An 11649-nucleotide genomic window follows, 5' to 3' on the forward strand; every position below is an offset into this window, starting at 1 on the left:
AGGTCGGTTGGCTGTTGTGATGTCTGTATCCCACTTCTTTGCGCAAGCGACTGGCAACACGAAAGGATTTACAACGTGATTGGACGTTTACGCGGTTTTCTGGCTGAAAAACAGCCTCCGCATCTGGTTTTGGACGTTAATGGTGTCGGCTATGAGCTGGAAGTGCCGATGACGACGCTTTACCGGCTGCCGCATGTTGGCGAGCCTGTGACGTTGCATACCCATCTGGTGGTCCGCGAAGATGCGCATCTGCTATATGGCTTTTATGAAAAACGCGAGCGCGAGCTGTTTCGCGAGCTGATCCGCTTGAACGGTGTCGGGCCCAAGCTGGCGCTGGCGCTGATGTCCGGCCTGGAAGTCGATGAGCTGGTGCGTTGTGTTCAGGCGCAGGATACTTCAGCGCTGACCCGCATTCCCGGTGTTGGCAAGAAGACCGCCGAGCGGCTGCTGGTCGAGCTCAAAGACCGTTTCAAGGCCTGGGAGAGCTTGCCAGGCACTTTTACATTGGTTTCCAATGGTCCGAATCACGCAGAGCCTGTGGCGTCGGCCGAGTCCGACGCGGTCAGTGCGCTGATTTCGTTGGGCTACAAACCTCAGGAGGCCAGCAAGGCGGTCTCCGCCATCAAGGAAAAAGACTTGAGCAGTGCAGATCTGATTCGTCGTGCGTTGAAGGGGATGGGTTAAGTGATAGATGCCGACCGCCTGATAACCGCCGTTGGTGGCCGTGATCGCGATGAGCAAATGGATCGCGCCATTCGCCCGCTGAGCCTGGCGGACTACATCGGCCAGCCGACCGTGCGCGAACAGATGGAGTTGTTCATTCAGGCTGCACGTGGCCGTAGCGAGGCGCTGGACCATACGCTGATCTTCGGTCCGCCCGGCCTGGGCAAGACCACGCTGGCCAACATCATCGCTCAGGAAATGGGCGTGTCGATCAAAAGCACCTCGGGCCCGGTGCTCGAGCGGCCCGGAGATCTGGCTGCCATCCTGACCAATCTTGAACCCAACGATGTGCTGTTCATCGACGAAATTCACAGACTTTCACCGATCGTCGAAGAAGTTCTGTATCCGGCCATGGAAGACTTTCAGCTCGACATCATGATCGGTGAAGGTCCCGCAGCGCGCTCGATCAAGCTCGATCTGCCGCCATTCACGCTGGTGGGCGCGACCACTCGTGCCGGCATGTTGACCAATCCGTTGCGTGACCGATTCGGCATCGTGCAGCGTCTCGAGTTCTACAACATCGCTGATCTGTCGACCATCGTCTCGCGTTCGGCAGGTATTCTCGGTCTGGTCATCGAGCCCAAAGGCGCTTTCGAGATTGCCCGGCGTGCGCGTGGCACGCCACGAATTGCCAATCGTTTGTTGCGCCGCGTGCGGGATTTCGCTGAAGTGCGTGGCAATGGTCAGATTACCCGGCAGACGGCTGACAAGGCGTTGAACCTGCTGGATGTCGATGAGCATGGCTTCGATCATCAGGATCGACGTCTGCTGCTGACCATGATCGAGAAGTTCGATGGAGGCCCTGTGGGTGTCGACAGCCTGGCGGCGGCCATCAGCGAAGAGCGTCACACAATTGAAGACGTGCTGGAGCCCTATTTGATCCAGCAAGGCTATATCATGCGCACGCCTCGCGGGCGTGTGGTCACCCGTCATGCGTATCTGCATTTCGGGCTGAACATTCCCGCAAGAATGGGCGAGATGCCTGTCGCGGATGATTTTGCCGATGATCCTGCGGATTTATAGCAATGGTTTGCAATTTATTCCTGTCTGGCGTGGTCACAATGCCAGTCTTGCGGCCGATACCGGTAAACAAGTGGCAATACGTTGAAAAACAGTTGCCTGACCCGATTGGCAACCTGAGGAGTAAGCACTAGAGTATGCGCGCGCAAAACGGGGTTCAGTCGTTTGCACATCGCTGTCGCGTTTATTACGAGGACACCGATGCTGGCGGCATCGTCTACTACGTCAATTATCTGAAATTCATGGAGCGGGCTCGTACCGAGCGGCTACGGGATCTGGGGTTTGCCCAGTCCGAACTGGCGCAGGAAAACCTTTTATTTGTCGTGCACTCCAGTGAGGCGCGTTATCACAAGCCGGCGCGGCTGGATGACGAGCTGGTTGTCAGTGCAGAAGTAACCGAATTGAACCGCGTCAGCCTGCGTTTTGCACAGCAGATCAGGCGGGCGTCAGATGCAACGCTGCTCTGCGAAGGGCAGTTCCTGGTGGCGTGTGTACGCGCCGATAGTTTTAAACCCCGGGCCATTCCCGAAGCTTTGCGAGCGGCCTTTGCCGACCAGAGCGGCGCGGGCATACATTCAGAGCAGGAGATAAAGCGTGGAAGCTAACGTCGTCGACCATTCCTCCATGTGGAGTTTGGTCAGCAATGCCAGCATTGTTGTTCAGTTGGTGATGCTGATTCTGGTGGCCGCTTCGGTCACCTCGTGGATCGTGATTTTTCAGCGCAGCAACATGCTGCGTGCAGGTCGGCGTGCACTGGACAGCTTTGAAGAGCGCTTCTGGTCCGGTATCGACCTGTCGAAACTGTACCGTCAGGCAGGCAGCAATCCTGATCCGGACTCGGGCGTCGAGCAGATCTTCCGTGCCGGTTTCAAGGAATTCTCCCGTCTGCGTCAGCAGTCCGGCGTCGATCCTGATGCCGTCATGGAAGGTGTGGCGCGCGCCATGCGTGTTGCCATTTCTCGTGAGGAAGAGAAGCTCGAAGCCGGCCTGTCTTACCTGGCAACCGTCGGTTCTACCAGCCCGTATGTCGGTCTGTTCGGTACTGTGTGGGGGATCATGAATTCCTTCCGCGGCCTCGCAACTGCCCAGCAAGCGACACTGGCTACTGTTGCGCCGGGTATCGCCGAGGCACTGATTGCAACGGCTATCGGCCTGTTCGCAGCTATCCCGGCCGTTATTGCCTACAACCGTTTCGCCGCGCGCAGTGAGACCTTGATCAGCCGTTACTACACGTTTGCTGACGAGTTCCAGGCCATCCTGCACCGTAAAGTGCACACCAGCGAAGAGTGAGCAGGTAATTCCCCATGGCTTTAATCGCTCGAGATCGTCGCAGGAAACGCAAGCCGGTTGCCGAAATGAACGTAGTGCCCTACATCGACGTGATGCTGGTGTTGCTCGTGATTTTCATGGTCACGGCTCCCATGATCAACCAGGGCGTGAAGGTCGACTTGCCCAAGGTCTCCAGCGAGGCTTTGCCGCAGGACAACAACAATCAGGTCCTGACCATTTCGATCAAGGCTGACAAGACCTATTACTGGAATCTTGGCAGCGAAGTCGATACCGACAAGCAGATGGACAAGGCAATGACCCTGCCGCAATTGACTGCGGCGGTGACCAAGATCGTCGCTGCCGGTCGTGATGCAGGCAAGCAGACGCAGGTTTTCATTCGTGGTGACAAGACCGTCGATTACGGTTCGGTCATGGGCACGATGGGTGGGCTGCAGAAAGCCGGGGTCGGGAATGTTGGCTTGATTACCGAGGCACCCTGATGCAGCCGATTCGAGAGCCGTCCGCCTCGGAAAGCTACTTCTGGCCCAGTGTCTGGGCCGTGGCATTGCACATCCTGATTTTCGGCATGCTGTTCGTCAGCTTTGCCATGACTCCGGATTTGCCCGAAGCCAAGCCTATCGTTCAGGCAACGCTCTACCAGCTCAAGTCCAAGAGCCAGGCCACAACCCAGACCAACCAGAAGATTGCCGGTGAGGCGAAGAAAACTGCTGCGCGACAGACTGAAGTCGAACAGCTGGAGCAGAAAAAAATCGAGCAGCTCAAACAGGAAGCTGTAAAAGCTGCGGAACAAAAGAAAGAAGAGTCGGCTCAAAAAGCCGAAGAGCAGAAGGCCGCCGACGAAGCCAAAAAGTCCGAGCAGAAAGCAGAAGAGGCCAAAAAGGCTGACGATGCCAAGAAAGCCGACGAGGCCAAGAAGGTCGCTGACGCCAAGAAGGTTGAAGAGAAACAATTGGCTGACATAGCCAAGAAGAAGGCCGAAGACGAGGCGAAGAAAAAAGCCGAGGAAGACGCCAAAAAAGCTGCTGCCGAGGAAGCCAAGAAACAGGCTGCTGATGAGGCCAAGAAGAAGGCCGCAGAAGACGCCAAGAAAAAGGCTGCCGAGGACGCCAAGAAAAAAGCCGCTGCCGATTCCGCCAAGAAGGCGCAGGAAGCAGCTCGCAAGTCCGCCGAAGACAAGAAGGCGCAAGCACTGGCCGATCTGCTCTCCGACAAACCGGAGCGGCAGCAGGCTCTGGCAGACGAGCGGGGCGACGAGACGGCTGGCAGTTTCGATGACCTGATTCGTGTTCGAGCATCCGAAGGCTGGAGTCGTCCCCCATCGGCGCGTAACAACATGTCGGTAACGTTGCAGATCGGGATGTTGCCCGACGGCACCATTGCCTCTGTATCGATTGCCAAGTCCAGTGGCGACGGGCCGTTCGACAGCTCTGCGGTTGCAGCGGTGAAGAACATTGGACGTTTGACAGAAATGCAGGGTCTGAAGCCGGCTGACTTCGCTCCCTATCGTTCATTCAAGATGACATTCACACCTGGAGATCTAGCCTTGTGATCAACCTTTTTCGAGGACTGCTGGTCGTTCTCTGTTTCGCGTCCGGAATGGTCGCGGCAGAAGAGAAGAACATTCTGGTCACCAGCGGCAGTGACCGCGCCGCGCCAATCGCTGTTGTGCCATTCGGTTGGCAGGGCGGCAGCGTATTGCCGGAAGACATGGCGGAGATCGTGAGCAACGACCTGCGCAACTCTGGCTATTACGCGCCGATTCCAAAGCAGAACATGATCAGCTTGCCGACCCAGGCCAGCGAAGTCATTTTCCGTGACTGGAAAGCGTTGGGTGCCCAATACGTCATGGTCGGCAACATCACGCCTGCCGGCGGACGTCTGCAGATTCAATACGCATTGTTCAACGTTGCCACCGAGCAGCAGGTACTGACCGGCAACGTGTCGGGCACCAATGATCAGCTGCGTGACATGGCGCATTACATCGCCGATCAGTCGTTCGAGAAACTCACCGGCATCAAGGGCGCGTTCTCTACCCGTATGCTGTACGTGACCGCCGAACGTTTCTCGGAGAGCAATACGCGTTACACCCTGCAGCGTTCGGATTACGACGGTGCCCGGGCAGTTACTCTGTTGCAATCGCGTGAGCCGATTCTGTCGCCACGTTTCGCACCGGATGGCAAGCGTATCGCTTACGTATCGTTTGAACAGAGACGCCCACGCATCTTCGTTCAGCATATCGATACCGGTCGTCGTGAGCAGATCACCAACTTCGAAGGCCTGAACGGCGCACCTGCGTGGTCCCCGGATGGCAGCAAGCTCGCCTTCGTGCTGTCCAAGGACGGCAACCCGGAAATCTACGTGATGAACCTGGCTTCGCGTCAGCTGAGCCGTGTCACCAATGATTCTTCGATTGATACCGAACCTTTCTTCGGCAAGGACGGGTCTACGCTATACTTCACGTCGGACCGTGGCGGCAAGCCACAAATCTACAAGACGAATATCAATGGCGGCGGTGCCGAACGTGTCACGTTCGTGGGTAACTACAACGCCAATCCGAAATTGTCAGCCGATGAAAAGACGCTGGTAATGATTCACCGGCAGGACGGCTTCACGAATTTCAAGGTCGCAGTGCAGGATTTGGCCCGCGGTAGCGTAAAAATCCTCACAGATAGCAACCTAGATGAGTCGCCTACTGTTGCGCCCAACGGCACCATGGTAATCTACGCCACCCGCCAGCAGGGCCGGGGAGTCTTGATGCTCGTGTCCATCAATGGACGCGTAAGGCTCCCGCTTCCTACCGCTCAAGGCGAAGTCAGAGAACCTTCCTGGTCCCCTTACCTGAACTGACGCGGCGCTACACGATTTGCTTAACACACTGGGGTTCATTAGGAGTTTCAAGATGGAAATGCTGAAGTTTGGTAAATTTGCTGCGCTGGCTCTGGCCATGGCTGTAGCTGTAGGTTGCTCGTCCAAAGGCGGCGACAATGCCGGTGCAGGCGGTGCTGCTGTTGATCCTAACGCTGGTTACGGCGCCAACTCGGGTGCTGTTGACGGCTCCCTGAGCGAAGAAGCTGCTCTGCGCGCAATCACCACCTTCTACTTCGAATACGACAGTTCGGACCTGAAGCCAGAAGCCATGCGCTCCCTGGACGTGCACGCCAAAGACCTGAAAGCTAACGGCGCTCGCGTTGTTCTGGAAGGCAACACCGACGAACGTGGTACTCGCGAGTACAACATGGCACTGGGCGAGCGTCGTGCGAAAGCCGTTCAACGCTACCTGGTTCTGCAAGGTGTTTCCCCAGCTCAGCTGGAACTGGTTTCCTACGGCGAAGAGCGTCCAGTTGCTACCGGCAACGACGAGCAGTCCTGGGCTCAAAACCGTCGCGTCGAACTGCGTAAGTAATTTGACATGCGAACGTGCCGACGTGCTCTAACCGTTTTGGCCCTCGCCCTTCCGCTTTCTGCGTTGGGTGCGGCACCTGTGGTCGATAACAATTCTGGCTCTGGCAGCAGCAGTTATCCGCCAGCGGGTTATGGCACGTCCGGCGCCTATGCCGGGGGAGGGGTTACGGCCCCTGCCTCGGCACAAGGTCAGCTGTTCATGCAACTGCAGCAGATGCAAGAAGAAATCGCGCGTTTGCGCGGTGTTGTCGAGGTCCAGCAAAATGATATCCAGCGCATGAAGCAGGAAGCTCTGGAGCGTTATCAGGAACTCGATCAACGTATAGCCAGTGGCGCTGCCGCTCCGGCTACCAATAATTCTCAACCTTCTGGTGGCGCAATCGACGCCAGTGGGGCGCCTTCCGCATCAGCGGCTCAGGCACCGGCAGCAGGCACCGAGCCTCCTGATCCGGCGAAGGAGAAGCTTTATTACGAAGCTGCCTTCGATTTGATCAAGGCAAAGGATTTCGACAAGGCCAGTCAGGCTTTTACCGCTTTCCTGCGCAAGTACCCGAACAGCTCGTATGCGGGCAATGCCCAATACTGGTTGGGCGAGGTGAACCTGGCCAAGGGCGACCTCCAGGGTGCCGGTCAGGCATTCGCCAAAGTCAGTCAGCAATACCCGAAACATGCCAAAGTGCCTGATTCGCTGTATAAGCTGGCCGATGTAGAGCGCCGTCTTGGTCACACTGACAAGGTCAAAGGCATATTGCAGCAGGTTGTGGCCCAATATCCGGGGACTTCCGCCGCACAATTGGCGCAACGAGACCTTCAGCGCCTTTGAAGGCTTGACCCGCTAATCAAGAAAGCCGCGCCAGTCGCGGCTTTTTTCGTTAGAATCTCGCACCCGAAATTCCGGTACACCTTACGCTTTTGCGGATTCTGCGCTTGCAGTGTCCTTTGAAGTGCCTGACGGAGGCGGACGGCCTGTTTAGCTGTTACGCCCGTGGCTGATATGCAAGACACATTACGCATCACCGAAATATTTCACTCGTTGCAGGGTGAAACCCGTACGGCGGGTTTGCCCACCGTATTCGTCCGCCTGACTGGCTGCCCCCTGCGCTGTCAGTATTGCGACAGCGCTTATGCGTTCAGTGGCGGCACCGTTCAGGCTCTGGACGACATTATCGAACAAGTGGCCTCCTACCGACCTCGCTACGTTTGCGTGACCGGGGGCGAGCCGCTGGCCCAGCCCAATGCCATCCCTTTGCTCAAGCGTCTTTGTGATGCAGGCTACGAAGTGTCGTTGGAAACCAGTGGCGCGCTGGACATCTCCGCAGTGGACCCTCGTGTCAGTCGCGTCGTCGACCTCAAGACCCCTGGGTCGAAAGAAGTGGCACGCAATCGCTACGAGAATATCGAGCTACTGACGCCGAACGATCAGGTCAAATTCGTGCTGTGTTCGCGCGAAGACTACGATTGGGCGGTTTCCAAGCTGATTCAGTACGGTCTTGATCGTCGTGCGGGTGAGGTTCTGTTTTCGGCCAGTCATCACGAGCTTAAAGGTCGTGACCTCGCTGACTGGATCGTGGCTGATAACCTGCCGGTACGCTTGCAGATGCAATTGCATAAAATTCTTTGGGATGACGAGCCGGGGCGCTGATATGAGTGAATTGACCATGACTGAAAAAAGAGCGGTGATTCTGCTCTCCGGTGGCCTGGATTCCGCGACAGTGGTTGCCATGGCTCGCGCCGAGGGTTATGCCTGCTACACCATGAGCTTCGATTATGGTCAGCGTCACCGTGCCGAGCTGGATGCTGCTGCGCGCGTCGCGCGCGACCTGGGTGCAGTCGAGCACAAGGTGATCGGCTTGAACCTCAACGGCATCGGCGGCTCGGCTCTGACCGACAGTTCCATCGCCGTGCCTGAGGCGCCATCGGAAGGCATTCCGGTGACCTACGTTCCGGCGCGCAACACGGTGTTCCTGTCTCTGGCGCTGGGTTGGGCAGAGGTGCTGGGCGCTCGCGATATCTTCATCGGCGTCAATGCGGTGGATTACTCAGGCTACCCTGACTGCCGCCCCGAGTTCGTCGAGTCTTTCGAGCGCACGGCCAATCTGGCCACCAAGGCTGGCGTAGAAGGGCAGGGCTTTACCATCAGGGCTCCGTTGCAGAACCTGAGCAAGTCCGACATCGTCAAGGCGGGGGCGACGCTGGGTGTCGATTATTCGCTCACAGTTTCCTGTTATCAGGCTGATGATCAGGGCCGGGCGTGTGGCAAATGCGACAGCTGCCGACTGCGTGCCGAGGGTTTCATCAGTGCCGGTATGGCAGACCCGACTCGTTATTTTTAATGTTTTTTAAAAAAGGTGTTGAATAACTGATAGAAATCAGTAATATACGCGCCACGCAACAGAGGGTCGTTAGCTCAGTTGGTAGNGAATCCCCTTACCCCGACCAAATACTGTTGTTACAGAGTTCGATCTTTAGATTTTTAGGTAGTCGGTCATTGCAAAAAAGCGGACAAGCGTCTTGGTGCGTTTAACCAGGCAAGCAGCCGTCTGGAGCGAAAGATAGCGCCAGCATGCGGTGATGTCAAATTAGAGCGCCCCGTTCCAAGCGAAAGCTTGTGATCGGGGCATTTTTTTTGGAAAAAATTGCTGTGCTGTGCTGTGCTGTGCTGGCGTAGGCCCGCCTGAAGCAGTCATTAGGCCTCATAACTAAATAATCTGCAGTGCGAAGCATCTGCTGATAATGGCAGATTGAGTATTTTTACAACTGTCTCTATGGCAGCTGGATCACCATGACCTGCCTATCCTTCCGGTCATTTCCAGCATTTCAGGGCGTAGATGCCGAGCATCCTGGCTTGGTACAGGTCTGTCCTCGATCACTGGTTCAGTACCAGTTCCTCCGCCGGCAATGTTGTGTTGTACCCACTTGGTAAGTTCGCCCAAGCTTCTCAACAGATCTTCCGGGCTGGAGCAGCCTAACGGTAGTTGCCTAACAGCAGGGTCGCCTTCATTCAAGGGGGACGGTATGTACTCGTGACTTCCTGACGTGATATCTGGTGCAGCCTGTATTGTCGTACCCGAGTGCGAATTCAAAGGGGCACTTTGTTTTTTGCGCTTTAACTGCACGGTCTGGGCGGGCGTTTTGCCCAAGACGTGCCCCGATGCTCTGTCGGCAACTGCTGTCCTTTCGTGTATCGACGATCCCGAAGTCAAGTCCCTCACTGGAGCAGCTACAGAGTAATGTTTTTCAGCTCGCTGCGCCGCATCTGCTTTTGCCAGGTAGCTGATCTTGGCCGGTCGCTTGCCTCGCTCATTCATCACCGCTCGCATCATCTCGTAGTCAGGCTCTATGTAATCCATCGTCGTTGCGATATTCGAGTGGTTCAGCAGTTTCTTGGTCAAATAGATATTGCGCTCTGGCAGCGTCATCAGCTCGCTGGCGATCGTGTGACGAAACCGGTGAGGAGTCATGCGTACCCCGGTCATCGCGGTGAGCTTTTTGTACATAGCCTCCACCTGATTAGAGTTCATCTCTTGACGACGGTAGTGACCAGAAAATCTGTTTACGTTGAACAGTTGGTCTTCGGGCTGAAAACCCACTGCTTTAGCAGCGTTCATGATGGTTTCCAACTGTGCCATGAGCCCATCCGGGATCGGAATCAGGAACTCACGGTGAGTTTTCTCTGTTTCACCTCTGACTCGGATCAGCCGGTCGCCCAGGTACACATCCGCATAACGCAGGCACAGCAGCGCGTTGAGCCTTAGCCCCGTGTAGTAGAAGGTTTCGAACACGGTGAGCCAGAACCAGGCCGGAGTAATTTCTGTCCGTTTTCCAGTGGCACGTTCTTCTGCTGCCAACACCTTGAGCCAGTTACGAGCGCGGACGCTAGCGTCGTTAGCAACTGTCTTTTTTGGGCGCTTGGGTGGCACCACACTCGTGTTTTTAAATGGGTTAGCAACCATGTCTACCAGACCGTGTTCGATTGCGTAGCCGTAGATGGTGCGCAAATGGCTGGAGTACGTATTCCAACTGCGCTTTGAGATTCTCTCCAGTTCGGATCTGCGCCAGTCGAGCATGTCCCGGTGCGTCGTCTCGCTTGCCAGACGGTCACCGAAGAATCTGACATAGGACTTTGTGGCAGCCCAGTAGATCTTGACGGTGTCGGGCCTCAGGTCATGAGTGAGGATGTATTCCTGGGTCAGCTCAGGCAGTGTCATCGTGTTCATTCAGATGGTTCCTTATCTGCCAAGTCCGCCAAGCTGATGACCGGGTTGTCATAGGGCACTTCGCTAAAAACGTCGGTGGGCTCAATGAGCAGGTAGCCCCGCAGTTGCTTGCTTTTGCGTGGTCCTTTGACCAGGCACGTCCAGATGTTCAGGCCGGCGGGCGTCTTCCGATGTTTTTTCAGCTTCTCAAAAGATCGCTGGACCAATTGCCAGGCTTCGAGATCGCGCTCTTTCGCCTCGTGCTCAATCGCCGGATGCTCAAGCGCGTAACGTTTGAAGATATCCGGACTGACCAGAAACGCCGTGCTGTCCACGGTATGTACACGCGCTTTGGCGTCATTGATGATGATCCGGTGAGAGATCACACCGCCCTTCAGCCAGGTGAGGAAGTTGGTGCCATGATTCGGGGCCGAGTCAGTCGAGTTCTTGGCAGTGTCTGTTGCTGGAGTTGTCTCAAAAACGGGGATGTCAGCCTCAGCCTGCTTGGGCTGACTAAGCCGTGCAGGTGGTTTGGTTGGAGGAGAAAAGGGGATCTGATCGTCGTCAGTGCTCTCCGGGCTACTTTGCACTGGTGCAGTTGGAGCCGCAGGTACTGGATCGGGAAAAAGATCGAGCAGCTCATCCAGCGCATCAAAATTTTTTATCGGTGCAGACGCCTGCTTGGGCGTTAGTTTCTGCGCTGACTGATCGACAGTCTCAGGGATTTTTTTGCCGACTGCGGATACGGGTTCCTCGGTCGCTGAACTTACTTGGTCAATTTCCTCCGTAGCTGCAGCAGACTCCAGTGTAAGAGTGCCGGTAAACGGCTCAGGTCTATCCGTCACATTTGGCCAGATGAGTGCCGGCGCTATCTTCAACACCGTGAACGTGTTCTTCCAGCCGCGACCATTGTCGATGTTGGCTTTCCAGATCGCCTTCCCCTCTCCATTAGGCTGAATGATTGCCTGATCCTGGAGCAGGTTGAACATGGGGGCATTGGACGTCGGAATGTGCTCAA

Annotated in this window: 13 protein-coding genes; 11 read left to right on the top strand and 2 right to left on the bottom strand. The window is 56.1% G+C overall.

Annotated elements, in window-relative coordinates:
* Positions 1–75: 75 nt before the first annotated feature.
* The 11 genes from ruvA to queC all read left to right on the top strand — a co-directional run bounded on the left by ruvA (position 76) and on the right by queC (position 8768).
* Positions 76–684: a Holliday junction branch migration protein RuvA gene (gene ruvA, locus ABJ99_RS20485; protein WP_054087362.1), complete on the top strand. Its 609-nt coding sequence runs from the start codon at positions 76–78 to the stop codon at positions 682–684.
* On the top strand, positions 685–1746 hold the full coding sequence (ruvB, locus tag ABJ99_RS20490) for a Holliday junction branch migration DNA helicase RuvB (RefSeq protein ID WP_054087363.1): 1062 nt from the start codon (positions 685–687) through the stop codon (positions 1744–1746).
* A gap of 134 nt (positions 1747–1880) precedes the next feature.
* The gene (gene ybgC, locus ABJ99_RS20495; protein WP_054087364.1) at positions 1881–2348 is read left to right on the top strand and encodes a tol-pal system-associated acyl-CoA thioesterase; all 468 of its coding nucleotides are present in this window, start codon (positions 1881–1883) and stop codon (positions 2346–2348) included.
* The gene (tolQ, locus tag ABJ99_RS20500; protein ID WP_054087365.1) at positions 2338–3033 is read left to right on the top strand and encodes a protein TolQ; all 696 of its coding nucleotides are present in this window, start codon (positions 2338–2340) and stop codon (positions 3031–3033) included. Before ybgC ends, tolQ begins: the two co-directional genes overlap by 11 nt.
* Positions 3034–3047: 14 nt before the next feature.
* Positions 3048–3512, top strand: coding sequence for a protein TolR (gene tolR / locus ABJ99_RS20505; protein WP_002554654.1), 465 nt, complete (start codon positions 3048–3050; stop codon positions 3510–3512).
* The gene (tolA, locus tag ABJ99_RS20510; protein ID WP_024672417.1) at positions 3512–4582 is read left to right on the top strand and encodes a cell envelope integrity protein TolA; all 1071 of its coding nucleotides are present in this window, start codon (positions 3512–3514) and stop codon (positions 4580–4582) included. Before tolR ends, tolA begins: the two co-directional genes overlap by 1 nt.
* 47 nt (positions 4583–4629) lie before the next feature.
* Complete coding sequence (tolB, locus tag ABJ99_RS20515; RefSeq protein WP_223862785.1) at positions 4630–5880, top strand: Tol-Pal system beta propeller repeat protein TolB; 1251 nt, start codon at positions 4630–4632, stop codon at positions 5878–5880.
* A gap of 52 nt (positions 5881–5932) precedes the next feature.
* On the top strand, positions 5933–6436 hold the full coding sequence (pal, locus tag ABJ99_RS20520) for a peptidoglycan-associated lipoprotein Pal (protein ID WP_003314369.1): 504 nt from the start codon (positions 5933–5935) through the stop codon (positions 6434–6436).
* A 6-nt stretch (positions 6437–6442) separates the two neighbouring features.
* Positions 6443–7258: a tol-pal system protein YbgF gene (gene ybgF / locus ABJ99_RS20525; protein WP_054087366.1), complete on the top strand. Its 816-nt coding sequence runs from the start codon at positions 6443–6445 to the stop codon at positions 7256–7258.
* 171 nt (positions 7259–7429) lie between these two features.
* Positions 7430–8077, top strand: a complete 648-nt coding sequence (gene queE / locus ABJ99_RS20530; protein WP_007250215.1) for a 7-carboxy-7-deazaguanine synthase QueE — start codon at positions 7430–7432, stop codon at positions 8075–8077.
* 16 nt (positions 8078–8093) lie between these two features.
* The gene (queC, locus tag ABJ99_RS20535) at positions 8094–8768 is read left to right on the top strand and encodes a 7-cyano-7-deazaguanine synthase QueC (RefSeq protein WP_054087375.1); all 675 of its coding nucleotides are present in this window, start codon (positions 8094–8096) and stop codon (positions 8766–8768) included.
* Between the two features lie 444 nt (positions 8769–9212).
* On the opposite strand, the gene ABJ99_RS20540 is transcribed toward queC, so the two are convergent.
* The gene (locus ABJ99_RS20540; protein WP_019335108.1) at positions 9213–10652 is read right to left on the bottom strand and encodes a site-specific integrase; all 1440 of its coding nucleotides are present in this window, start codon (positions 10650–10652) and stop codon (positions 9213–9215) included.
* Positions 10649–11649, bottom strand: a 1001-nt coding sequence (locus tag ABJ99_RS20545) for a conjugal transfer nickase/helicase domain-containing protein (protein WP_195842913.1), incomplete at its 5' end; no start/stop codon positions are given. The genes ABJ99_RS20540 and ABJ99_RS20545, both read right to left, overlap by 4 nt.

This window comes from Pseudomonas syringae pv. cilantro, assembly GCF_001293775.1.
In the GTDB taxonomy this organism is placed as follows: Bacteria; Pseudomonadota; Gammaproteobacteria; order Pseudomonadales; family Pseudomonadaceae; genus Aquipseudomonas; species Aquipseudomonas syringae_P.